The organism is Palleronia sp. THAF1 (assembly GCF_009363795.1).
GTDB lineage: Bacteria > Pseudomonadota > Alphaproteobacteria > Rhodobacterales > Rhodobacteraceae > Palleronia.
This window is the reverse complement of the sequence record NZ_CP045420.1, coordinates 1,966,678-1,989,860: the sequence shown is the minus strand read 5'-3', so window position 1 is coordinate 1,989,860 and position 23,183 is coordinate 1,966,678. Positions and strand designations below refer to the sequence as shown.

The 23,183-nt window shown below is 64.2% G+C and carries 19 protein-coding genes; 8 read left to right on the top strand and 11 right to left on the bottom strand.

Translation table 11 applies throughout. From position 1 onward, the window contains the following. Positions 1–80: 80 nt before the first annotated feature. The 4 genes from FIU81_RS09850 to FIU81_RS09835 form a co-directional block, all read right to left on the bottom strand. Positions 81–1,007 carry an NAD(P)H-dependent flavin oxidoreductase gene (locus tag FIU81_RS09850; RefSeq protein ID WP_124111702.1) on the bottom strand — a complete coding sequence of 309 codons (927 nt, stop codon included), beginning with the start codon at positions 1,005–1,007 and terminating at the stop codon, positions 81–83. Positions 1,008–1,080: 73 nt separating this feature from the next. Further along, entirely contained in the window at positions 1,081–1,905 is an 825-nt protein-coding gene (locus tag FIU81_RS09845) for an aldo/keto reductase (protein WP_124111703.1), read from the bottom strand. A 55-nt stretch (positions 1,906–1,960) separates the two neighbouring features. Then, positions 1,961–2,980 carry an anthranilate phosphoribosyltransferase gene (gene trpD / locus FIU81_RS09840; protein WP_124111704.1) on the bottom strand — a complete coding sequence of 340 codons (1,020 nt, stop codon included), beginning with the start codon at positions 2,978–2,980 and terminating at the stop codon, positions 1,961–1,963. Beyond that, positions 2,977–3,558, bottom strand: coding sequence for an anthranilate synthase component II (locus FIU81_RS09835; RefSeq protein WP_124111705.1), 582 nt, complete (start codon positions 3,556–3,558; stop codon positions 2,977–2,979). Before FIU81_RS09835 ends, trpD begins: the two co-directional genes overlap by 4 nt. A 102-nt stretch (positions 3,559–3,660) precedes the next feature. Here FIU81_RS09835 and FIU81_RS09830 point away from each other — a divergent pair, with 102 nt between their 5' ends. Together FIU81_RS09830 and rarD are read left to right on the top strand one after the other, a co-directional pair. Beyond that, positions 3,661–5,355 (top strand): divergent polysaccharide deacetylase family protein, encoded by a 1,695-nt coding sequence (locus FIU81_RS09830; RefSeq protein ID WP_124111706.1) that lies wholly within the window; start codon positions 3,661–3,663, stop codon positions 5,353–5,355. Next, the gene (rarD, locus tag FIU81_RS09825) at positions 5,345–6,250 is read left to right on the top strand and encodes an EamA family transporter RarD (RefSeq protein ID WP_254695888.1); all 906 of its coding nucleotides are present in this window, start codon (positions 5,345–5,347) and stop codon (positions 6,248–6,250) included. The genes FIU81_RS09830 and rarD overlap by 11 nt, the downstream gene beginning before the upstream one ends. Here rarD and FIU81_RS09820 read toward each other — a convergent pair. Continuing rightward, positions 6,225–6,782: a TIGR00730 family Rossman fold protein gene (locus FIU81_RS09820; protein WP_124111707.1), complete on the bottom strand. Its 558-nt coding sequence runs from the start codon at positions 6,780–6,782 to the stop codon at positions 6,225–6,227. The two genes, rarD and FIU81_RS09820, sit on opposite strands and share 26 nt — an antisense overlap. Positions 6,783–6,862: 80 nt before the next feature. On the opposite strand from FIU81_RS09820, the gene FIU81_RS09815 reads away from it, so the two are divergent. After that, positions 6,863–8,335, top strand: coding sequence for a LysM peptidoglycan-binding domain-containing protein (locus FIU81_RS09815; protein ID WP_124111708.1), 1,473 nt, complete (start codon positions 6,863–6,865; stop codon positions 8,333–8,335). 57 nt (positions 8,336–8,392) lie between these two features. Beyond that, complete coding sequence (locus FIU81_RS09810; protein WP_124111709.1) at positions 8,393–10,216, top strand: ABCB family ABC transporter ATP-binding protein/permease; 1,824 nt, start codon at positions 8,393–8,395, stop codon at positions 10,214–10,216. Positions 10,217–10,336: 120 nt separating this feature from the next. On the opposite strand, the gene FIU81_RS09805 is transcribed toward FIU81_RS09810, so the two are convergent. Continuing rightward, entirely contained in the window at positions 10,337–14,053 is a 3,717-nt protein-coding gene (locus tag FIU81_RS09805; protein WP_124111710.1) for an efflux RND transporter permease subunit, read from the bottom strand. Then, complete coding sequence (locus FIU81_RS09800) at positions 14,050–15,267, bottom strand: efflux RND transporter periplasmic adaptor subunit (protein WP_124111711.1); 1,218 nt, start codon at positions 15,265–15,267, stop codon at positions 14,050–14,052. Before FIU81_RS09800 ends, FIU81_RS09805 begins: the two co-directional genes overlap by 4 nt. 201 nt (positions 15,268–15,468) lie before the next feature. Here FIU81_RS09800 and FIU81_RS09795 point away from each other — a divergent pair, with 201 nt between their 5' ends. The 3 genes from FIU81_RS09795 to der are packed head-to-tail and all read left to right on the top strand — an operon-like array spanning position 15,469 to position 18,929. Further along, the gene (locus FIU81_RS09795; RefSeq protein ID WP_124111712.1) at positions 15,469–16,122 is read left to right on the top strand and encodes a hypothetical protein; all 654 of its coding nucleotides are present in this window, start codon (positions 15,469–15,471) and stop codon (positions 16,120–16,122) included. An 11-nt stretch (positions 16,123–16,133) separates the two neighbouring features. Then, positions 16,134–17,426, top strand: coding sequence for a PQQ-like beta-propeller repeat protein (locus FIU81_RS09790; RefSeq protein WP_124111713.1), 1,293 nt, complete (start codon positions 16,134–16,136; stop codon positions 17,424–17,426). Positions 17,427–17,468: 42 nt separating this feature from the next. Continuing rightward, a complete protein-coding gene (der, locus tag FIU81_RS09785; protein ID WP_124111714.1) occupies positions 17,469–18,929 on the top strand; it encodes a ribosome biogenesis GTPase Der in 1,461 nt (486 codons plus the stop codon). On the opposite strand, the gene FIU81_RS09780 is transcribed toward der, so the two are convergent. From FIU81_RS09780 to FIU81_RS09765, 4 genes are all read right to left on the bottom strand, one after another. Then, positions 18,889–19,569 carry a hypothetical protein gene (locus FIU81_RS09780; protein WP_124111715.1) on the bottom strand — a complete coding sequence of 227 codons (681 nt, stop codon included), beginning with the start codon at positions 19,567–19,569 and terminating at the stop codon, positions 18,889–18,891. The two genes, der and FIU81_RS09780, sit on opposite strands and share 41 nt — an antisense overlap. A gap of 65 nt (positions 19,570–19,634) precedes the next feature. Beyond that, complete coding sequence (locus tag FIU81_RS09775) at positions 19,635–20,555, bottom strand: YaaC family protein (RefSeq protein WP_172971447.1); 921 nt, start codon at positions 20,553–20,555, stop codon at positions 19,635–19,637. A gap of 164 nt (positions 20,556–20,719) precedes the next feature. Further along, positions 20,720–21,979: a serine--tRNA ligase gene (gene serS, locus FIU81_RS09770; protein WP_124111717.1), complete on the bottom strand. Its 1,260-nt coding sequence runs from the start codon at positions 21,977–21,979 to the stop codon at positions 20,720–20,722. A gap of 55 nt (positions 21,980–22,034) precedes the next feature. Beyond that, the gene (locus FIU81_RS09765; RefSeq protein ID WP_124111718.1) at positions 22,035–22,598 is read right to left on the bottom strand and encodes a CHAP domain-containing protein; all 564 of its coding nucleotides are present in this window, start codon (positions 22,596–22,598) and stop codon (positions 22,035–22,037) included. Positions 22,599–22,858: 260 nt separating this feature from the next. On the opposite strand from FIU81_RS09765, the gene yajC reads away from it, so the two are divergent. Continuing rightward, positions 22,859–23,182, top strand: coding sequence for a preprotein translocase subunit YajC (gene yajC, locus FIU81_RS09760; RefSeq protein ID WP_124111719.1), 324 nt, complete (start codon positions 22,859–22,861; stop codon positions 23,180–23,182). Position 23,183: the final 1 nt, after the last annotated feature.

Genomic DNA, 23,183 nt, shown 5'->3' with positions numbered 1-23,183 from the left:
ACGGGTATTTGTGAAAGCAAAGAGACCGGGCGCCGCGCTCCCGCTTCTTTGTTTTCTACAAATACTCATGGCCGGAGAGTTCAATCCGCCTCGCGTCCGAGCATCGCGCAGGTCTCCCGGTACTCCTTGGTCAGCCGCGCGCATAGCTCTGCCGTGGGCAGAACGTCGTCGATGGCGGCAACGCCGTGGCCCGCAGACCAGATGTTCTTCCACGCCTTGGCTTCCGACTCCATGTTCATCCCTTCGTGCGGGGGCAGGTTGTCGGGGTCGAGGCCCGCGGCTTCGATGGACTGGCGCATGAAGTTTGCGTTCACGCCGGAAATATTGGGCGTATAAAGGATATCGGTTGTCTTCGAGCCGACGATCATGTCCTTGTTGTCTTGCGTGCTCATTGCCTCTTCGGTCGCGATGAAGCGGGTGCCAAGGTAGGCAAGGTCTGCGCCCATCGCCCGTGCCGACGCGATCTGCGCGCCGTTCGAGATCGAGCCGGACAGCACAATGGTGCCGTCGAAGAAGCTGCGGATTTCCGGGAGAAACCCGAAGGGCGACAGCGTGCCACCGTGCCCGCCCGCGCCCGCACAGACGGCGATCAGCCCGTCGACCCCCGCTTCCACCGCCTTTTCGGCGTGGCGCGTCTTGATGACGTCGTGGAACACCTTGCCGCCATAGCTGTGCACAGCATCCACCACATCCTTCACGGCACCCAGTGAGGTGATGACCAACGGCACCTTGTGCTTCACGCACAATTCCAGATCGGGGCGAACGCGGCTGTTCGTGGGGTGGACGATGATGTTCACGCCATAGGGAGCAGGCTTGTCAGCCTCTGCCAGCCGCTCTTCGATCTGCGTCAGCCAATCGCCGAAGCCTTCTGTCGTGCGCTGGTTTAGTGCGGGGAAGGTGCCCAGGACACCTGCCTTGCACGCCTCGACCACCAGATCGGGGCCAGAGGTCAGGAACATCGGCGCGGCGATAGCGGGAATTTTCAGGTTTTCGAATGAATGCGGCATGGCGTCCTCCCTTTGCGCCTGTCTAGGACGGCGCGGGGGAGGACGCCAAGGGGAACGGGGCGTCAGTCCAAGTTCAGTCGTCCCAGTCGGGCGCCATGCTGTCTGGTGAGATCATGCGCCCGTCGGGACGGCGCAATGCGTCGATGCGCTCGATTTCCGCTTTGGACAGCGTGATCTCGGCGGCGGCAAGGTTTGGGGCCAGCCGTTCGGGCGTGGATGTCTTGGGGATGGCGATGCCGCCTTTGGCCAAGATCCAAGCGGTGGAAATCTGCGCCTCGTTCGCGTCGTGATCCGCCGCGATCTCCTGCAGCACCTGATTGCCCAGCACGTTACCGCGCGCCAGTGGAGAATAGGCTTCGAACGGGATGTTCATCGCATCCATCGCGGCCAGCAGGTTGCGCTGGTCGATGAAGGGGTGGAATTCGATCTGGTTGGCCGCGATCGGGTGACTCATTACGCTGGTCGCCTCTTCCAGCAGGGCGATGGTGAAGTTCGACACGCCGCCGAAGCGCACTTTGCCCTCGTCGATCAGCGCATCAAGGACCGGCAGCGTTTCGGTCAGTGGTACGTTCTTGTCGGGCCAGTGCAGCAGCAGAAGATCGACGTAGTCGGTGCCCAGTTTCGTCAGGCTGTCCTCAGCCGCGATGCGGAAGGCCTCGGCGTCGTGTTTGCCGGGCAGAATCTTGGTGGTCAGAAAAATCTCGTCGCGCGGCACGCCAGAGGCCTTGATGCCTTTGCCGACGCCTTCTTCATTGCCGTAGGCCTGCGCGGTGTCGATGTGGCGGTAGCCCTCGGCCAACGCACGCTCGACCAGATCGGTGGTCTTGCCGTCGTCCATTTCGAACGTGCCAAGGCCAAGGTTCGGGATCTTTGCGGGACCGATGTGCTGAATGCTCATGGTAAAACTCCTGTCGTGTTGGATGGGGCCAACGCGGTGCGGAGTCGTTCGGGTCCTAGACGTTCAGGGGGGAGAGGCGGGCGAGCGCCGCGACCTTTTCGCGCGCAGCCCCGCTGTCGATGCTTTCGGCTGCCATGCGCGCGCCATCGGTCAAGTCAGACGCACGTTCGGCTACCACAAGGGCAGCGGCGGCGTTCAGCAGCACCGCGTCACGGTAAGCGGATGGCTCTCCAGCCAGCAGCGCGCGGAAGGCCTTGCCGTTGTCTTCCGGGGTTCCGCCCAGAATGTCGCGGAAGGGATGCACCGGTAGGCCGGCGTCCTCTGGGTGGATCTCCATCCCCGTGATCTTGCCGTCCTTCAGCACCGCGACTTCGGTCGGTCCGCTGATTGCGATCTCGTCCGTGCCGTCCGAGCCGTGGACAAGCCATGCGGCCTCTGACCCCAAGGTGCGCAGAGTTTCTGCCATGGGAAACAGCAGATCGGGCGCGAAAGTCCCGGTGAGCTGCCGTTTGACGCCAGCGGGATTGGTCAGGGGACCAAGGATGTTGAAGATCGTCTTGCAGCCCAGGTCCTGACGCACCGGCATGATGTGCTTCATCGCCGGGTGGTGCATCGGGGCCATCATGAAGCCGATGCCGACTTCATTCAGCGCGCGTTCCACGACGTCCGCGCCGACCATCACGTCGATGCCCATCTGGGAAATGACGTCAGCCGCGCCGGACTTGGACGACAGGTTGCGGTTACCGTGCTTGGCAACCGGCACGCCAGCGCCGGCGACCACGAAAGCCGTCGCGGTAGAGACATTCAGTGTGCCCTTGCCGTCGCCCCCGGTTCCAACGATGTCCATTGCGCCTTCGGGGGCCTGCACCGGCGTGCATTTGGCGCGCATCACGGCGGCGGCGGCAGCGTATTCGCTGACCGATTCCCCTCGGGCGCGCATCGCCATCAACAGGCCCGCCATTTGGGCTTGGGTGGCCGTGCCTTCGAACAGCATCTCGAAGGCCTGTGTCGCTTGGGATTGCGACAGTGGGCCTTCGGAGGCGGCGTAGAGGATCGGCTTCATCGCATCGCTCATGCCGGCACCGGAGCGAGATCGAGGAAGTTTTTCAGCATCGCGTGGCCGTGCTCCGAGCGGATCGATTCGGGGTGGAACTGGACGCCGTGGATCGGCAACTCGCGGTGGGCGAGGCCCATGATCGTGCCGTCCTCCAGCTGTGCCGTGACGTGCAGCGCGTCGGGCAGGGTGGGGCGGTCGACGACCAGCGAGTGATAGCGCGTGGCAGACAGTGGCGAGGGCAGGCCCGCGAAGACCGATTCGCTTTCGTGGTGAATGACGCCCGCCTTGCCGTGCACGATCTCTGAATGGCGCTGCACTTTTCCGCCGAAAGCCTGCCCGATGGCCTGATGGCCAAGGCAGACGCCCAGAAGCGGGATGCGCGCCTCTGCTGCTGCCAGCACCAGCGGCAGGCAAATCCCCGCGCGGTCCGGGTCGCAGGGGCCAGGTGACAGCAGAATCTGGTCGGGCTTCAGCGCCATGGCCTGCTGTACGTCCAGCGCGTCGTTGCGATGCACCTGCACCTCGGCCCCCAGTTCGCCCACGTAATGGACAAGGTTCCAGGTGAAGCTGTCGTAATTGTCGATGAGCAGAAGCATAGCGGTCTTTCGTGCGTTGCGCATTTGGGTAGAGGCCCGCGCCGGGTCGGGTATAGATGGGGGCAAGGCCCGGTAGGGGTCAAGGCAGGAAGGGCGCGCGCAGTGAAGGGCTTACTGACCGGAATCGCATCGGGTGCTGTCGTGGCGGGGGCCGTCACTGTCGGCACCTTGACGCTTGTGCCAGCGGTCGAGGTGGGCCCGCAGGATGAGTCGGTCGTGGCGACCGAGGGCGTCGATGCGGTCGAGCCGACCACTGCGGAGCAAAGCGTCAATGATACTGTGGTCAGTGCCGAGACGGCTCCAGTCGGGTCCTCGGATGAGGCGCAACCCGATCCGGCGCCAGTAAACGGGTCCCAACCAGAAACGACCGACAGGATCGAAGCGCCTTCTGAGGATCATGTCCAGACCGGTGAGGTCGCTGCGACCGAGGATATAGAAGCCGCCGAAGAGCCTGCGCGGCCCTCTGACTTCGATCTTCCATTGCTGGTGTCGCCCGCCCAAGCACCTGCGTTGCCACTGGGCGGTTCACTCCCCAACGACGCTGCCGTTTCGAATGATGTGCCCCGCCGTCCGGCAGGTCCGGCGCGAGAGGGGGAACCCACCGCGCCCGCGCTGTCCGAAGTGCCGTCGCGTGCAGAGGCGCCAGAGGTTATGCTGCGCCCGACCCAACCCGAAGCGCTGGATGAGCCTGAACCGATGATCGACGCGTCTGTCGGTGCGACCGGAGTGGTGCCGGATTCTGCCGGCGGTCCCGTATTAGACACGTCAGCCCCACAGATTGCGGGCGTCGGGCAGGCGGTCAGTCTCGCGTCAGCACCGTCCGGTCCTGAACGGACCCAGGCGCAGGTGCAGATTGCCGAGGTGCAGCCGTCGGGGATGTCCGGCGCACCGAGGCCACCGACCGCAGAGAACGCGTCACCGACCATCATGGCGGTGCCGGAGGCACCGACTGGCCCGGTCACCGAAACACCGCCTGCGCCGTTGGAAGACGCGCCCGATCAGCCGTCGGCCGCGGACCGGCAGCTGGTGATCGTGCGCGAAGAGCCCGGCCTCGCTTCGGATGCCGCGCCCGTGCGCTCTCTTCCGCAAGTGGGGGCAGATCCTGTACCGGCGGAACCCCAAGAAGCTACGAGCCAATCCGAACCGTCGGACGCGCTGACCCGGAATGCAGTGCCCGTCGATGTGGCGTCCGAGCTTCCGCGTCTGGCCATCGTTTTGCTCGACGATGAGACCGCACCGATCCTGACCGAGCCGCGCCTGTCTGTCGCCATCTTCGCCGACGCGCCAGATGCCGCCGCACGCGCGCAGGCGTGGCGCGACGCCGGACAGGAAATCGTCGTCATTCCGGCCCTGACCGGCGGCACACCTCAGGACGTTGCGCAGGCGCTGGAGGGGTCGTTGCGCGCGGTGCCGACAGCGGCCACGGTCATGCCCGCCGACCTTGGCGGCTTTCCCGGCGGCACCGCAACCGATCAGAGCGTGATCGCGCGGCTCGCATCTTCTGGCCATGGCCTGATTACGCGACCCTCCGGCCTTGACGGCACCGGGCGGATCGCGGCGCAAGAGGGCGTGCCATCGCAGCCTGTTTTGCGCCGCGTGGATGGCGAAGGCCGCGACGCACGCGCCATCGCCCGATTCCTCGACGGGGCCGCCTTCGACGCCTCGCGGCGCGGCAGTGCCATCGTTCTGGCGGGCAACACGGCGCAGACGCGCGCCGCTTTGGACACGTGGCTGGATGGCACCCGTGCAAGGGGTGCCGCCTTCGTTCCCGTTTCGGCGCTGCTTCTTGCCGAGTGACGCGCCCGCCCGCGCGGCGCTGATCGGCACGCTGGCGATGATCGCGGCGTCGGCCACATGGGGACTGTCGGCGATCTTCTACAAGCTGTTGGCCCATGTCCCCGCGGCAGAGGTTCTGGCCCACCGTACCCTATGGTCTGCGGTGCTGTTCGCCGCGATCCTTGGCCTGCGCGGGCGGCTGCAGGGTGTCCCACAGTTAGTCTCCGCGCTGCGCCCGGCGCTTTTATTGGTAGCGGGGGCGGCGATGATCTCGGTCAACTGGTTCCTGTTCATCTTCGCTGTCCAAGCGGGCCGCGTGGTCGAGACCAGCATGGGCTACTACATCTTCCCGCTGGTCTCCGTTGCGCTAGGGGTTGTGCTATTCGCAGAACGGCCCGGACGGGTGCAGATCGTGGCCATCGCGCTCGCCTGCGCTGCCGTTGCGGTCCTGATCTTGGGGCTGGGTGTGACACCTTGGATCAGCCTGGCGCTGGCCATCACTTTCGGTTTCTACGGGGCCATCAAGAAGCGGTTGCAGGCCGATGCCATGGTCAGTGTCACGGCAGAGGTCGCGGTGCTGCTGCCCTTGGCACTGTGGTGGTTGTGGGTGCAGGTGCCGGGCTGGGGCGGTTTTTCGGGCGGGACCGCGCTGCTGCTGGTGGCGACTGGCCCGATGACCGCGCTGCCGCTGATCCTGTTCACCATCGCCACGCAGCGCCTGTCGCTCGCCACCGTCGGGGTGATCGGTTACCTGAACCCCACGCTGCAATTCCTGTGCGCCACGGTCCTGTTCGGCGAGCGGTTCACACTGTGGCACGCCATCGCTTTCGCGCTGATCTGGACGGCGCTGGCGCTGTATTCGGGGGCCGCGCTGCGCACGCGGCGGCGCGTCAAAGCAGCCGTTCCAGCGCGGTGAATGTTGCTGCTACATCTGGTTCGATCTGGAACAGGTCCGTCAGGCTGGCATCCGCAAAGCCGTGGCCGGTGATGCGCTCGACCAGCGCGGCCAGAGGGTCCCAGTAGCCCGCAACGTTCATCACGATGATCGGCTTGTCATGCAGGCCAAGCTGGCGCCACGTCAGCGCCTCGAAAAACTCATCCATAGAGCCTGCGCCACCGGGCAGAACGACCACCGCATCGGCGTTCATCAGCATGACCTTCTTTCGCTCGTGCATGGTTTCGGTAACGATGAAGCGGGTCAGGTCGCGTTTGCCGACCTCCCAATCGAGCAGGTGCTTGGGGATCACGCCGAAGGTATCGGCCCCGGCAGCCTGCGCCGCGCGCGCGGTTCGGCCCATCAGGCCCACGTCGCCCGCTCCGTACACCAATCGCCATCCCCGCGCGGCAATGCCAGCGCCCAGTTCTTCGGCGGCGGCGGCGTAGGCGGGATCGGTGCCGTCACGCGATCCGCAATAGACGCAGATGGATCGGCTGATGTTATCGGACATGGCGGCACAATTCCCTTCATTGCGCTGCAGTGCTAAGCCTTGGGCCGAAAGCGGGCAAGGCTGGGCGAAGGGGTTTGACGATGGGACGCAGCATAGGGTTGATTGCCGGCGCGGGTGCGGTCGTTGCTGTTGGGGCCTTGGTGCTGCTGGGCCTGCTGAGTCCGGGTGATGAGACGGTCGCGACGGACGCCGTGTTGCCCGACAGTCCCGCAGAATTGGCCGATCCTGTGCTGCCGATGCCAGAAGCCTCCGAGGCTGAGGACATGACCGACGCAGCCCCGGCCCCCCGCATCGACACCCTAAGGATCGAACCCGACGGCATGACGCTGATCTCTGGCCTGACCGCGCCGGATGAGATCGTCGAGGTTGCGCTGGGCGATGCCATCGTCGCTTCGGGTCGCAGCGGGCCGGACGGCAGTTTCGTTCTGTTCGGCGACGTGCCGGATACGGCACAGGCCGGAGCGCTGGAGCTGCGCAGCACCGACAGCAAAGGCGTGGTCCGGCAGGGTGAGCAGACCTTCCTTGTCGAGCCGCCGCGCGCCTTGGCAGGCGTCGATAGCGCCGAGGGTACGCAATCAGGCTCTGCGCTGTCGACAAAGGCTAACGACACTTCTGTCGGGCGGATCGACGTCGCGAACGCTGATGAAACGGTGGCGACTGGAACAGTAGACAGCGCGGCGATTTCGGACAACGTGCAGCGGAACGCAGAGGAAGATACCCAAGTCGCCTTGGCGACGGACGATGCGGTAGAGCCCGCAGACGCGTCCCGGGAAGCCGCACCGCAGGCAACCGAGCGTTCCGATGATTCGGCGGAGACCTCCGACGAAGTGGCCGGAACACTGACTTCCGACATAACGCCAGAGACGGACGCGGTGGATGATGTGCAGATAGCAGCTCCTTCTGCCTCGGCGCCAAGCGTGCCCAATACCCCGGCAGCGCTGTCCGGATCTGCGACGGCACAAGCAGGCGCCATTGCGGCTGGCGACACTTCGGAAGACACCAATCCCTCCACGACAACCGCGCCTGAACCGCAGGCACCGCGCGTCATGCGGGTCGAAAACGGCGGGCTGAGCGTTGTGCAGGGCGGCCCCGACGCCGCGCTCAGCATCGATTCGATCAGCTATGGTGCCGACGGCGGCACCGTTCTGGGCGGGCGGGCGCCGGGCGATACGGCGGTGCGGGTCTACCTGGACAACGCTCCCGTCGATGCCGCCCGGAGCGGGCCGGATGGGCAATGGCGGCTGGACCTGCCGCGCCTGGAAGAAGAGGTTTACACCCTGCGCGTCGATCAGATCGGTGGGGATGGCACCGTCGTCGCTCGTGCAGAGACACCATTCAAGCCAGAGGATGCCGAGACGCTTGACGCCTTGGTGGCCACGGAAACGGACGGCGTGCGCCGCGTTACGGTTCAACCCGGCTTTACCCTGTGGGCCATCGCCGAGCGCAACTACGGCAGCGGAATTGAGTATGTGAAGGTGTTCGAAGCCAACGCGACAGATATCGGCGATCCCGACCTGATCTATCCCGGACAGATCTTCGACGTGCCGCAATAGACGCGCGTATGCGGGACGCACTGGCCCCCGTGCCATCAAGCGGCTAGGACCGGGCCCATGCCGCCCGAAACATCCGACACACGCACACCAGACCTTGATCCGCAAACCGGCGGTCTTGGCATCATCGCCCGTGTTCTGCCGTACCTTTGGCCAGAGGAAAGCCGCGCGCTGCGCATCCGGGTGGTCGCGTCCATGGCGATGCTGGTGCTGGCCAAGCTGATCGCGGTGGCGACACCGTTCCTGTATAAAGCTGCCGTCGACACATTGGCCAACGAGCGGGTGGATGCCGCGTGGATGCTGGGCGCGGGAGCCGTCGGACTGACGATCGCTTACGGCGTCGCGCGCTTCATGAACGTCGGCTTCCAGCAGTTGCGCGACGCGCTTTTTGCCGCTGTCGGTCAGCGCGCCCTGCGCAAGCTGGCGCTGGAGACGTTCCAGCACATCCACCGCCTGTCCTTGCGCTACCACATCCAGCGCCGCACCGGATCGTTGCAACGGATCATGGAGCGTGGCGTGAAGGGTGTCGAATTCCTTCTGCGCTTCCTGCTGTTCTCCATCGGACCGCTGATGCTTGAACTTTTGATGGTCGGCGTGATTCTTGGGTTCGTGTTCGACTGGCGCTACCTCGTGGCCGTCGCCGCCACTGTCGCGGCCTATGTCGCCTTCACCTTTGCCGTTACCGAATGGCGCGTGAAGATCCGGCGCGAGATGATCAAGCAGGACAACGACGCTGCCCAGAAATCTATGGACAGCCTGCTGAACTTCGAGACGGTGAAGTACTTCGGGGCCGAACGGCGTGAGGCCGACCGCTACGATGGCGCGATGGCGGCCTATGTGGATGCCGCGCTGCGCACGTCCTATTCGCTGGCGTTCCTGAACGCGGGACAGGCGATCATCATCACGACGGGGCTGGTCGCGGTCATGGTGATGGCGGCGATGGGCGTATCTACGGGCGCGCTTACCGTGGGCGATTTCGTCATGGTCAACGCCTACATGATCCAGATCACGGTGCCGCTGAACTTCCTTGGCACCGTCTACCGCGAGATCCGGCAAGCACTGGTTGATATGGGCCAGATGTTCGCGCTGCTGGAGCAGCCGACCGACGTGCAGGACGCGGATGACGCGACACTGCTGGACGTGCGCGGGGCAGAGGTCACCTTCGACGACGTGTCCTTCGGCTACGGGCCGGATCGGCAAATCCTCGACGGGCTTTCTTTTACCATACCACCCGGCAAAACGCTGGCGCTGGTTGGGCCATCTGGCGCAGGCAAGTCCACCGTCGGTCGCCTGTTGTTCCGTTTCTACGACGTGACCGGCGGCGCGGTTCGGATCGACGGTCAGGACTTGCGGGACGTAACGCAGGAGAGCCTGCACGCGGCCATCGGCGTGGTGCCGCAGGACACGGTCCTGTTCAACGACACGGTCCGCTACAATATCGCTTACGGTCGGCCCGAGGCGTCGCTGGAGGACATCGAGGCGGCAGCGAAGGCGGCGCAAGTGCATGACTTCGTGATGTCACTGCCAGACGGCTATGATACCGAAGTCGGCGAGCGTGGGCTGAAGCTATCGGGTGGCGAGAAACAGCGCGTTGGTATCGCGCGCACGCTGCTGAAAGACCCACCGATCCTGCTGCTGGACGAGGCGACGAGCGCCTTGGATACCGAGACCGAGGCCGACATTCAGGACGCGCTCGCCGCGATGGGCGAGGGGCGCACCGTGCTGGTCATCGCGCACCGCCTGTCCACCGTCGCCGACGCCGACGAGATCGCGGTGTTGGAAGCCGGCCGTATCGTCGAGCGCGGATCGCACGATGATCTGCTGGCCCGCGGCGGACGCTACGCGGCCTTGTGGCAAAGGCAGGCCTCTGAAGAAGCGGCGTGAGCGTGCGGTGAACGACCCTCCGGGGGAGGTATTTTCAGAACGATGAGGCATGCCCGCTGCGCGCTTCATCGTTCCGGAAATACCTCGGGGGAGCCGTCGCAGACGGTGGGGGCAGCGCCCCTATTCGGCAGCTTGCAAGGGCGAGACGCTGGCCGGGCCCCGCTCGGGCGCATCTTGCAGGTCGGGCGCATCCACATCCCAAAGGATTTCCGGGTTCTTCACCTTGCGCGCCGCTTTGCCCAGTCGCAGATCGGCGGCAACGTCACGCGCGGCCAGCGACTGCACGCCCAGCAGCGCGCGGTAGGCGCCCCGGCTGACCCAGACGCGGAAGGCAAGGGCAGCGGGGGTGAACACCAGCGTCAGCACCGTTGCGATGGCAAGGCCGAAGACGACCGCCGTTGCCAGTTGCTTCCACCACAGCGCGGTCGGCGAATCGATGGAATACCCGCCGCCGATGAAGTCGAGGCTGAGGCCGATGACCATGGGCAGAAGGCCCGCGATGGTGGTGATCGTGGTCAGCAGGACGGGACGGATGCGATCCTCTGCGGTGCGCACGATCGCCTCTATCTTGGGCATGTAGCGAGAGTATTCCTGATAGGTGTCGATCAGAACGATGTTGTTGTTCACCACGATCCCCGCCAGCGCCACGATGCCGGTGCCGGTCATGATGATGCTGAAGGGCTGGTTCAGAATTAGCATCCCCCATAGGCAGCCTGCGACCGACATGACAACGGCCAGCAGGACCAGCACAGAGTTGTAGAACGAATTGAACTGCGCCAACAGGATGATGAACATCAGCCCGAGCGCCGCCGAGAAGGCGGACATTAGGAACGCTTGGCTTTCGGCCTGATCTTCCTGATCGCCGGTCCATTCGGTGCCCACGGTTTGCGGCAGAGGATCAGTGTCGAGCCACGTGGTCAGCATCGCGATCCGCTCATTTGGGTTCACCGGGGACAGGACGACACTGGCGTCAGACAGGATGGCGATGTCCAGCCCATCGGCCCGCCAGAAGATGTTGTAGGCGGTATCGCCGATTTGGATCGTGGGGGCGTCCGCGCGTGCGGTCGGCGCCTCGGTCGGGCGCAGCAGGGCGAGCGTCTCGCCATCAAGCACGGCTTTCTGCAGATTAGGCGCGACATCGGCCTTCACGTCGAAATAGCGTTGCTGGTCGATCCGGTCGATCTGGCCAAGGCTTTGCACCGGGCGGCGCGTGATGAAGTTGGACAGCGGGACCAGCCCATCTGCGGTGCGCACCTTCAACGTATCCAGCGTCGACAGCGCGCGGTCGCCTTCGGGGAGACGCACGCGGATGTCGATCTCTTCGTCCGAGCTGTCCACGCGCATCGTGTCCAGCAGCAGACCGCGCGTCACCAGTTGGACCATGCCGCCCACGGTCGCCACATCTGCGCCATAGCGGCCGGCCTGTTCCACATCCACGTCGATTTCGAAGTCGATGCCCGGCAGGGGCAGGCTATCTTCCACATCCGTCAGGCCGGGCGTGCGTTCGAACTGCGCGCGCGCGATGGCGGCGGCTTGGCGCAGGTCGGTCCAGTCATCGCCGGTCAGGCGTAGGTGGACCGGCTTGCCGGTGGCGGGGCCCATGGCAAGGTTCAGCGTTTCCGTCTGGATGCCGGGCAAGGTATCAAGCTGTTCTTGCAGCCGCTCCAGCACGACATCGCCATCAAGCTGTGCCAAGGGCACATCGTTCTCGGCAGCGAATTCCGCGCGGTCGTCCCAGGCAATCAGCTCGATCTGAACCTGTCCAATGGTGTCCAGTGGAGCTTGCCCGCCGCCGGTGTTGTTGCTGATGCCGCCTTCTCCGGCGAAGGCGAAGGCGCTGTCGACGCCCGTGGTGTTCAGCGCGATCTCTTCGGCGTTGCGCAGCACGGCGTCTTTTTCCATCAGGCTCAGGTTGCCGCGGGCGCGGACGTAGATCAGCGCCTGTTCAGGCTCGGATTCCACGAAGAACTCGGTGCCGTTGTTGTTCGCGCCGTAGTAGCCGAAGGTGAAGATCACGAAGGCGACCACGCCGCCCATGGCGACCAGCGGCATGATCGGGTTGCCTGCGACCACCCACATGAACCGGCCGAAGATCGTGCGGCGGTGGCCCGCTTTCACCCGACGGGGGGCACGCTGAAAGGTGACGGAGTTCAGCGTGATGCCGGTCAGGATTGTGCCGGTCAGGAAGAGGATCGCGCCGGGCAGCGCGCCCACCGGGCTGGGGAACAGGTAGTTAGGATTCAGCGTCTGCATTGCGCCAAGGAACACAAGGTAGGCCGCCGGGATTACCAGCGCCGCACGCACAATCCAAGGGGCCATCCCGCGCAGGGTCGCGGCGGCGCCGTCGAACACCCGGCTGATGCGTCCCGCGACACCGCCCATGACGGGCAAATAGATCAGCGCGACGACGAGGCTCGCGGACAGCACGAAGATCAGCGTGACCGGCAACATGCCCATGAATTCGCCCGGAACGCCGGGCCAGAACAGCATGGGAAGAAAGGCGCAGAGCGTCGTTGCGGTGGACGAGATGATGGGCCAGAACATGCGCTTCGCGGCTTCGGTGAAGGCGCTCATCGGGCCTGCGCCCTCTTCGATCCGGCGGTCGGCGTATTCGACGACGACGATCGCGCCGTCCACCAGCATGCCCACGGCCAGAATCAGGCCGAACATCACGATGTTGGAAATCGAGATGCCCATCAGGCCCAGCAGGATGAAGCACAGCAGGAACGACGTGGGGATCGCGAAGCCGACCAGCAGCGCTGAGCGCACGCCCAGCGACGCGAGGATCACGATCATCACCAGCGCGATGGCGGTCAGGACAGAGCCTTCCAGCTGGCTGACCATGGAAGCCACCTGCCGCGACTGATCATTCGACGTGCCGACCTGAATGGTGTCTTGCAACACATCTGGCCATTCGGCGCGGGCGGCGGCGACTTCGTCCTTCACCAGTTGCGCTGTGTCGATGATGTTGAAGCCCTTGCGTTTGACGACCTGCAGCGCAACTGTGCGTTCCCCGTTGAAGCGGGCGGTGCCGGCGCGGTCCTCGAACGTCAGGCGAATGTCGGCCAGATCGCCCAGCGTCACGACCCGGTCGCCGTTCACTTTGACGGGCAGGTCATAGATGTCCTGCTGATCATCGAAGCTGGACGGAATCTTGACGGCGAAGCTGCCCTGATCGCTTTCGATTTCACCCGCCGCGATCAACTGGTTGTTGTTCTGGACCGTCTGGATCAGCTCTCCAGCGGTCACATTGTAGGCCTCAAGTCGCAGCGGATCGATCGTGACCTCGACCATTTCATCGCGGTGCCCGGCCAGGGTGGCTTCCAGAACCGGTTCCAGCCCTTCCAGCCGATCCTGAAGGTCCTTGGCGACGCGCAGCAGGGTGCGCTCTGGCACGTCACCGGTCAGGTTGACGATGATGATCGGGAATTCGGAAAAGTTGATTTCATTGACGGAATACTGCTCGGCTCCGTCGGGAAAGCTGGCCTCTGCGTTGTTCATGCGGTCGCGCACGTCGGCCAGGATCTGGGTCTTGTCCCAGCCGAATTCGAACTCCAGCGCCACGCCCGCATAGTTTTCCGACGCGGTGGCGGTCATGGTCTTCAAGCCATCTAGGTCCGACAGCTCGGTTTCCATGGGCTTGACCAACAGCGTCTCGGCGTCTTCGGAAGAGATGCCGGGGAAGGGGACCGACACGAAGATCGCGGGGATCTCGATGTCCGGCTCACCCTCTTTCGGAAGGCCCGTGTAGGCCAGCCAGCCTGCGGCGAGGGACAGCACGATGAAGGCCAGAACCATGCGGGCATGCGCAGCAGCCCAATCCACCATTCCCGTCATTGCGCGGCCTCCTGCAGCGTGACGACGACAGGGGTGCCGTCGCTGACATATTCTTGTCCCAGCACGATAACACGCGCGCTTTCGGGAAGCCCTGTGACGAAGACGCCCTGCGGAGAGTCGCGCAGGATCGACACCTCGTAGAACTGCGCGAGGTCATTTTCCTCGGCCACCCGAACGCCCAGATCGCCCTCGTCGTTCAGCGTCAGGGCCGATTGCGGCAGCAGGTGGGCTTGCTGGCCTTCGGCCTGAATGGCGATTTCGACGGTCTGGCCATCACGGATCTTCAAATCGGCGTTCGGCACTTCGATCTCGGTGCGGAAGGTGCGGGTCTGCGGATCGGCGGCGCGCGACAGGAACGTCACGCGGCCCGTGGCGGTTTGACCAGAAGCCAAGCGGGCTTGCGCGGGCGCGCCGACTTCCACGCGATCGACGCCGATTTCGGGCACGAAGCCGACCAGCTTGACCGGGTCCAGCTGGATCACCGTGGCGCACAGACCACCCGCCTGCAAAAGCGCGCCAATCTCTGCGGTGTCGCTTTCCAGCAGGCCACCGAAGGGCGCGGTAATTTCCGATCGTTCCAGTTCTGTTTCCGCAGCGGCAACAGCGGCCTGAGCCGATTGCACGCGGGCGGCGGCGGATTCGAGCCCGCTTTTTGCGGCTTCGATGGCCGCATTCGCGGCTTCGACGGCAGAGTCGGACGATGCCACGCGGGTCTGCGACGCGAATCCGTCCTCGCTAAGACGGCTGGCGGCGTTCTGGTTGATCTGCGCTTCCACCAGTCGTGCCTCTGCCTCTGCGATGCGGGCCTGAGCCTCGGGTCCTGCGGCTTCGGCTTGCGCAAGATTGGCCTTCGCTTCGGCCAAAGACACCGCGCGCGTGCCGGGATCGAGGCTGCACAGCAGATCGCCCTCGGACACGAACGCGCCTTTGCGCAGCGGGTCGGACACGACCTTGCCGGTGGTTTCCGCTCTGACAGCCACCTGACGCGCAGCCTCTGTCTGGCCGCGCACGACGACGGCGGTCTCAATGGGCTGCGCCTTAGAGGCCATTGCCACGACCGCGATGCCCGTGGGCGCGCCGGGCTGATCGTCGGCTTCCGCTCCGATCACGCCGGGTGTTGCGCCAGCGAAGTCGAGCACGGCGTCCCGCTCTAGCACCAAGAAATATAGCCCGGCGGCAACGAGAATAGCGGTCAGGATCGAGAAAAGGCGCATCGGAGACTCCGGCAATCGACGCCTCGCACATACGCCCGGCTGGATCGCATGGGAAGGGTTTACTGAACCAAACGGTTCAGATTCACCCCGTATGACTGTTTTTTCGGCGATGGGATGCCGCCAGCCGGACCAGAAGCCTTGGCATTCGGGCCAATCGCACGTTAGGACGACGCGACCCACAGGGACAGGGAAGCGCGCGGCGTGAGCAACAACGACAGTTTCATTGACGAAGTCTCGGAAGAAGTCCGCCGCGATCGCTTGTATGGTGCGCTGCGTCGCTACGGCTGGATCGCGGTTGCACTGGTGCTGATCCTCGTCGGGGCGGCCGCATACGTGGAATACCAGCGCGCCACCGCCCGCGCCGATGCAGAAGCTTTCGGCGATGCCGTTGTCGCGGCCTTGGCCGAAGAAACGCCAGAGGCCCGTCGCGCCGCGCTGAACGGGATCGATACCGACGGCCCCCGTGCCGCTTTGCTGGCAATGCTGGCCGCAGACACGCTGGACACGGACGAGGCACGCGGCGCCACGGCCGAGGTGTTGGAAGGCGTCGGCAGCAGTGCCGCGCCGCTCTATTCCGAGCTTGCGATGCTGAAACGCGCGATGATCCTGCAGTCCAGCGCCGACCCGCAAGAGATCATCGACCTGCTGGAGCCGCTGACCATTCCCGGCGCGCCCTATCGACTGTTGGCGCTGGAACAGCAGGCCATCGCGCGGGTCCGGTCGGGTGAGACGGATGTGGCCATAGACACGCTGCGCAGCGTTCTGAACGACGGCGCGGCCACGCAGGACTTGCAAGGACGGGTGCGGCAGTTGATTGTTGCGCTGGGTGGCACGTTCGACTTGGGCAACGGCTAGGGAGCAGGGGCATGACGCGGATCGGTCTTATGATGGGCGTGGCGCTGGTGGCATTGGCCGCCTGCGGCGACCGCAAACTGGTGCTGACGGGCGAGCGGCTGAACCTCCAAGCCGAGTCCACGGCAGATGTGAACCGGTCTGCTCCGATCAGCTTGCCCGGCGCGGTATCGCTGGCATCCTGGACCCACAAAGGATCCGCCCCCGACCATTCAAAGCCCCACGTTTCGTTCTCCGCCAACCCATCGTTGGTTCTGTCGGTGCCCATCGGGCAGGGCGAGGATCGCAAGCACCGCATCACCGCCACGCCGGTCGTCGCGGATGGCCGCGTCTTCACCGTCGACAGCCGTGCGCGCGTCATGGCCCACACGACGGGCGGCCAGCCGCTGTGGTCTGCGCAGGTCTCTCCGGCGTCTGAACCCGTGGATGACGCCAGCGGCGCGGGACTCGCGGTGTCGGGCGGCACGCTGTATGTCTCGACCGCCTTCGGCCAGCTTCTGGCGCTGGACGCCGCCACCGGCCAACGCCGCTGGGTGCAAGACCTTGGATCGCCCGCGAGTGGCGCGCCGACCGTATCTGGCGGCACCGTCTACGTCGTGGGGCGCGATGCCACCGCTTGGGCCATCGACACCACGAATGGCCGGGTGAAGTGGACCGAACAGGGCACGCCAACAATCGCTGGCGTTTCAGGCGGCGCATCGCCCGCCGTGTCTGGTGACACGATCGTCCTGCCCTTCGGCAGCCGAGAGCTGAAAGGCCTGCTGCCCGGCGGCACCACGCGCTGGACATCCAACGTCGCGGGCACCCGCCTCGGCGCCGTCTACGCAGGCATCGGCGATATCTCCGGGGATCCGGTGATCTCGGGCAATACGATCTACGCAGGCTCTCCATCGGGCCGCACCAACGCGTTCTCCCTGGGATCGGGCGAACAGCTATGGTCCGCCAAGGACGGCGCCATGTCGCCCGTCGCTGTCGCGGGCGGATCGGTCTTCACCGTCTCCGACCAGGCCGAACTTGTGCGCCTCGACGCTGCCACGGGTGAGCGGATCTGGGGCACTGAACTCCCGTTCTTCAAGAAAAACCGCATCACTCGGCGCGAGGCTGTCTTCGCCCACTACGGTCCTGTCATCGCGGGCGGGCGCCTTTGGGTCGGCTCAAGCGACGGCGTCCTGCGCAGCTTCGATCCGGTGACTGGCGCGCTGGCCGGTCAGGTCGAATTGCCCGGCGGCGCGGCAACGAACCCGGTGATCGTCAACCAAACGCTCTATATCGTGTCGAAGACGGGCCGCCTGCTGGCCTTTCGCTGACGCCTCCCCTATGGGGGCGCGTCCTACTGACGGAACGCACCCATGAGCTTCACTCTCGCCATCGTCGGCCGCCCCAACGTGGGCAAGTCCACGCTGTTCAACCGCCTCGTCGGCCGCCGCCTTGCCCTGGTCGACGACCAGCCCGGCGTCACGCGTGACCTGCGCGAAGGCCCCGCCAAGCTGGCCGACCTGCACTTTACCGTGTTGGACACCGCTGGCCTTGAAGAGGCGACAGACGAATCCCTGCAGGGCCGCATGCGCAAGCTGACAGAACGCGCGGTCGACATGGCCGACGCTTGCCTCTTTGTGATCGACGCGCGCGTGGGCGTGACCCCCACTGATGAAATCTTCGCCGAGATCCTGCGCAAGCGGGCGAAACACGTGATCCTCGCCTGTAACAAGGCAGAGGGGCGCGCCGGCGAATCCGGCATGCTCGAAGCCTATTCGCTGGGCCTTGGCGAGCCGGTGGCCATCTCTGCCGAACATGGCGAGGGGGTCACCGACCTCTATGAACATCTCAAGCCTCTAATCGAAAAGGCCGACGCTGAAGTCGCTGAAACCGCGCCCGAGACGGATGTGGACGTGGTCGAGGGCGAGGACGACGGCCCCCGCGTGCCGACCAAGGAAAAGCCCCTGCAGGTCGCCGTCGTGGGCCGTCCCAACGCCGGGAAATCCACGCTGATCAACGAGCTGCTGGGCGAAGAGCGTCTGCTGACCGGCCCAGAGGCGGGGATCACCCGCGACGCGATTTCGGTCAAGCTGGATTGGGACGATTTGCCCGTCCGCATATTCGACACAGCGGGCATGCGCAAACGTGCCAAGGTGCAGGAAAAGCTGGAGAAACTCAGTGTCTCGGACGGGTTGCGCGCGGTGAAGTTCGCCGAGGTGGTCGTGGTCCTGCTGGACGCCGCGATTCCCTTCGAACAGCAGGACCTGCGCATCGCGGACCTGGCCGAGCGAGAGGGCCGCGCCGTCGTCATCGCCATCAACAAGTGGGACGCCGAGCCGGACAAGAACGCAAAGATCCTGGCCCTGCGCGAAGCCTGCACGCGCCTTCTGCCCCAGCTGCGCGGCGTGCCCTTGCTGACGGTGTCGGCCAAGACGGGCAAGGGGCTCGACAAGCTGCGCGACGCGATCCTGAAGGCGCATGAGGTCTGGAACCGCCGTGTCACCACGGCCAAGCTGAACCAATGGCTGGGTGCGATGGTCGAAGCGCATCCGCCCCCCGCGCCGGGCGGGCGTCGCATCAAGCTGCGCTACATGACTCAGGCGAAGACCCGGCCGCCGGGCTTCGTGGTGATGTGCAGCAATCCCAAGGACATATCGGAAAGCTACAACCGCTATCTGGTCAACGGGTTGCGGGTGGACTTCGATATGCCGGGCACGCCGATTCGGCTGTGGATGCGCTCTCAGGCGGATCAGAACCCGTACAAGAACAAGACGAAGTCCACGCCCTCACGCCTTAGGAAGCACCTGAAGAAGGGCGCAGGGCCAGAGCAGTAAGAACGACGCCCAGCACGGCGGCGGCGATGGCGACGGACCACGCCCCGCCCCAGTTCTGCACGACCACGCCGACCAGCGCCCAGACCACGGCAAAGGCGTAGCCCAGTGACGCGCGGCGCAGGGTGGCCAGCGCCAGCCCGCCCGCCAACGCCAAGGCGACGAAGGCGGCGGGCACCGCGCCCAGCACGCCGTAGCCCGCCAGCAGCAAGCCCACTGAAACGGCAGAGGCCGCCGTCAGCCACCCGGCGTACAGACCCAGCGGCACGCGCAGCGCCCAGCCGTCGCCCGCGCGGGCATGGGCCACCCGCGCGCCCGCCAGCATCACCAGGATCAACACGCTCGCCCAGACGGGAGAGGCATTGGCCACGGGGATCCACACGGCCCCCACGGCAAGGCTGATAGCCAAGGGGACGCGGGTCGCGCGCCACGCGGGGTCGTCCTTATGGCGCAACCCGATGAGGCCGTGCGCGATCAGGGCAAGGTAGATCACCCCCCAGATCGCGAAAGCATAGCCCGCAGGCTGCACCGGAGGGGCCTCCTGCGGGACGGGAAAGGCATTCGCATCGAACCCCCCGAAGGAGTTCGTGACGAGCGGCGACAGCGCGAAGGCGAGGGCGAGGAGGGGGATGAGGATATGCATGAAGATTATTTGTAGCGGGACGAACCCTGTTGAACGAAGAGGTTTCGCTGACTCCGTTAGCTTTCTTACAACGCTTCTCGGCCAGTGATTTCTGTCGTGAAATCATCTAACAACTGATCTAGAGTACGCGCTAGGAATTCTTGTAGTACCCAGCCATATTTTTTTGCAAAGTGCGCCTCTAGTTGTTTTGGATCATATCTAGAGAGCTCACTCAGCCGATGCAGGGCGGCAAAGCTTAGTATTATCGGGCTTCTTTTGATGTATCCGAGGTTTGAAGAGTCGACCTCACTTCGTTTTAAATACCAAACGCCCGGAGCGTCGAATATCGGAAAAATATGCTTCCGTATTCTTTTGTTTATTCTCTTCAAGGCGCGAATTTTTACGGCATCTGAATTCCCAGTATAGGTCGTTCTTTTGCGCATCCGGATGGCCTGCACGTCTTCATCATGAAAGTCTTCTTCGAAAGCGTTCGGCGCTTTGTTGATTGTGTGACCAGAGGTCCAGTTTGGGGACAGTTCACCCCTAAAGAAAATCTCTCTTTGCTGCCCAATACGGTAGTATCCGCAATTCATTAGGGGAATAAATAGTTCATTCTTTTCCCAAGTCGTCTGAGTCATGCAGAAAGCCCGGTGTATGTGGGGCAAATTATAAAGTAGATCGCGAACGCAATACTCCTCATTATTTTGTCGAGGCTCATCAAAATATGCGCAGAGATCGGGTAGGACGCCGTTTTGCTTAAATTCGACTACTTCGTTAGCAAGGTTTACTGAATTACCATCCGCTCTTCCCGACACTCCATGGTAAACCGATGACATTGTTTGACCGTCAAATTGCAATAAGGCCTTCGCCATATTCAATGCGCAGTAGTAAGAGGTTAGAGGCTTCGCCAAGAAATCAACATTCTTGTTGGCGATGTAAAAGTTGCTTGCTTGATGCCAATAAGTTCTGGCTGTCCGGCCATTTTCCCCTGCGGAGTAGAGAAACATGCTCACGAACTGGAACTTGTCCGAAACGTGTGCTGATCGAATTTTGAAATTCGGCCGTTTGACTGCTTTGTGAGGTTTGGCGTGTTTGCCTTGGAGTGTAAACTTTTGCATGTAATTCCAGAATGTTGCCTGTGGGGGTAGTCAACATTCCGGTAGCTTCGTCGTCAAATGAATTTGACATACCCCCGCAGCACTTCCGGTACCTCTACCGTGCCGTCCTTCTGCTGGTAGTTCTCCAGCACGGCGATGAGGGCGCGGCCGATGGCGAGGCCGGAGCCGTTGAGGGTGTGGAGGAATTGGGGTTTGCCGCCGTCTTCCGGCTTGAAGCGGGCGTTCATGCGGCGGGCCTGAAAGTCCCAGCAGTTCGAGACCGAGGAGATCTCGCGGTAGCGGTTCTGGCCCGGCAGCCAGACTTCGATGTCAAAGGTGCGGCGCGCGCCGAAGCCTGTGTCTCCGTCGCAGAGTTTCACCGTGCGGTAAGGGAGTTTTAACGCCTCCAGAATACCTTCTGCACAGGCGAGCATCCGCAGCTGTTCGTCGTCGGAATGATCCGGGTGCGTAACCGAGACCATCTCGACCTTTTCGAACTGGTGCTGGCGCAGCATCCCGGCGGTGTCCTTGCCCGCGGATCCGGCCTCTGACCTGAAGCACAGGGTGTGGGCCACCATGCGGCGGGGCAGGGTGGCGGCGTCCAGCGTCTGACCCGCGACCGTGTTGGTCAGCGGCACCTCTGCCGTGGGGATCAGCCACCAGCCGTTCGTGGTCTGATAGCTGTCTTCCCCGAACTTGGGCAGTTGGCCGGTGCCCTGCATGGCCTCGTCCCGCACCAGAACGGGCGGGTTCATCTCTGTTAGGCCGTTCTGGTCGATGTGGGTGTCGAGCATGAACTGCGCCAGCGCCCGGTGCAGGCGCGCGACGGGGCCGGAGAGCAGCGCGAAGCGCGAGCCGGAGAGCTTCGCCGCCGTTTCGAAGTCCAAGTGGGGTGCGACGGAGGGGATGTCGAAGTGTTCGCGCGCCCAGGGCATGTCGGGCGGGGTGCCGTGGGTCTTGACCTCGACGTTGTCGTCCTCGGACGCGCCTTCGGGCACGTCCGCAGCCATGACGTTGGGCAGGGCCATCAGCTGCTGGATCAGCTCGGCGTCCTTTTCACGGGCGGCCTGCTCCTGATCGGCGACCTCTGCCTTCTTCTGCGCGACCTCTGCGCGCAGTTCCTCGAACCTCGCGTCGTCCCCGGCGGCCTTGGCGGCACCGACCTGCTTGGAGGCGGCGTTCTGTTCGGCCTTGGCCGTCTCGGCGGCATGGATCGCGGCGCGGCGCGCGGCGTCAAGCGCCAGCAGGGGCGCAGAGGCGTTCGATATCCCCCGGCGCGCCATTGCGGCGTCAAAGCTGGCGGGGTCGTCGCGGATCAGGCGGATGTCGTGCATGGGGGGCTCCTTCGCTTGGGCCCCGTATGCCGGATGTTTCACGCGTGGTGAAGGGTCAGGATGCGACGCCTGTTTTCGCGATGAACCCCGATACGCTATAGGGGCTGCCGAACGCGCCCGGCACGCTTTCGACGCGTACGCGGGACCAGTCGTTGTTGTCCGAAATGTCGATGACCTTCATGTCGAGCGACACGTGGTTCTTCTTCCAGTTCGCGTGGTGGATGCGAATGGCGCGGGGGCCATCGACGCCAGATACGACGGCCACATGCCCCCGGTTCAGGCGGCTGGACTTCGAAAATACCATGACCGCGCCATTTACCGGGGTCTGCGTGCGCATTACGCCCGGCGTCTCAGTCGCCGACGCCCACCAGGTGTGCGCATCGCCACGGATCTGGATGCCCGAGGCGTTGCGTGCGAACGGCACGCACCACACGCGTTGCCCAGCCTGGCGCATTTGTGTTGCGGTTTGGACGGCTTGGGTCAGAAGCGTCTGGCTGAGGCCGAAGTTCGGTGCGGCGCGCGTGACCTCTGGGGCTCTGGCGCCACAGGCGGCAACGATCAGAAGGGTCGCACAAAGCGCAGGAAGCCGAAGGCCGAAGGACCCGTTGCCGATTATCATGTGGTGATGTCCCTTGTGCCGATTGTCGGTCGTTGACGTGATTGTTTCACGTTTGTGATGGAACCTTCCCGATTCGGGCGGTTCGAGCAACCGTTATGTAAACAATGCGGCGAAAGTTTGCCGTTTCGGGCCAACTGCGGAACCGATCTACCGGCGTCGAAGGGCGCGGTCCCCTTGCTGGACAAGCCGTGGGGCCACAGATAGGACGAAATCGATTTGCCACGGGGGCCTGTCGCGCCCCGCAGACGAGGGATATTTCCATGCTTGTTTCGCCCGCATACGCGCAGGCCGCCGGTGGCGGTATCGGGGGGGCGCTTGGCTCTTTCGTTCCGCTGATTCTGATCTTCGCGATCATGTATTTCCTGCTGATCCGTCCGCAGCAGAAGAAGGTCAAAGAGCATCAGAAGATGGTCGAGGCGCTGCGCCGGGGCGATCAGATCGTCACCGCCGGTGGCCTGGTCGGCAAGGTCGTGAAGGTTCACGAAGGTGAGGCCGAGGTTGAACTGGCAGACAATGTGAAGGTTCGCGTGATCAAGTCGACCATCGCCCAAGTGCGTTCCAAGACCGAGCCGGCCGAGGCCTGAA

Bases quoted from the DNA above. Each gene is read 5' to 3' on its own strand.
- FIU81_RS09845 (WP_124111703.1), bottom strand. From the start codon at position 1,905: ATGAGCATTCAGCACATCGGTCCCGCAAAGATCCCGAACCTTGGCCTT.
- FIU81_RS09790 (WP_124111713.1), top strand. From the start codon at position 16,134: ATGACGCGGATCGGTCTTATGATGGGCGTGGCGCTGGTGGCATTGGCC.
- FIU81_RS09810 (WP_124111709.1), top strand. From the start codon at position 8,393: ATGCCGCCCGAAACATCCGACACACGCACACCAGACCTTGATCCGCAA.
- trpD (WP_124111704.1), bottom strand. From the start codon at position 2,980: ATGAGCGATGCGATGAAGCCGATCCTCTACGCCGCCTCCGAAGGCCCA.
- FIU81_RS09805 (WP_124111710.1), bottom strand. From the start codon at position 14,053: ATGACGGGAATGGTGGATTGGGCTGCTGCGCATGCCCGCATGGTTCTG.
- serS (WP_124111717.1), bottom strand. From the start codon at position 21,979: ATGCACGACATCCGCCTGATCCGCGACGACCCCGCCAGCTTTGACGCC.
- FIU81_RS09775 (WP_172971447.1), bottom strand. From the start codon at position 20,555: ATGTTTCTCTACTCCGCAGGGGAAAATGGCCGGACAGCCAGAACTTAT.
- der (WP_124111714.1), top strand. From the start codon at position 17,469: ATGAGCTTCACTCTCGCCATCGTCGGCCGCCCCAACGTGGGCAAGTCC.
- FIU81_RS09765 (WP_124111718.1), bottom strand. From the start codon at position 22,598: ATGATAATCGGCAACGGGTCCTTCGGCCTTCGGCTTCCTGCGCTTTGT.
- FIU81_RS09800 (WP_124111711.1), bottom strand. From the start codon at position 15,267: ATGCGCCTTTTCTCGATCCTGACCGCTATTCTCGTTGCCGCCGGGCTA.
- FIU81_RS09815 (WP_124111708.1), top strand. From the start codon at position 6,863: ATGGGACGCAGCATAGGGTTGATTGCCGGCGCGGGTGCGGTCGTTGCT.
- yajC (WP_124111719.1), top strand. From the start codon at position 22,859: ATGCTTGTTTCGCCCGCATACGCGCAGGCCGCCGGTGGCGGTATCGGG.
- FIU81_RS09820 (WP_124111707.1), bottom strand. From the start codon at position 6,782: ATGTCCGATAACATCAGCCGATCCATCTGCGTCTATTGCGGATCGCGT.
- FIU81_RS09780 (WP_124111715.1), bottom strand. From the start codon at position 19,569: ATGCATATCCTCATCCCCCTCCTCGCCCTCGCCTTCGCGCTGTCGCCG.
- FIU81_RS09850 (WP_124111702.1), bottom strand. From the start codon at position 1,007: ATGCCGCATTCATTCGAAAACCTGAAAATTCCCGCTATCGCCGCGCCG.
- FIU81_RS09835 (WP_124111705.1), bottom strand. From the start codon at position 3,558: ATGCTTCTGCTCATCGACAATTACGACAGCTTCACCTGGAACCTTGTC.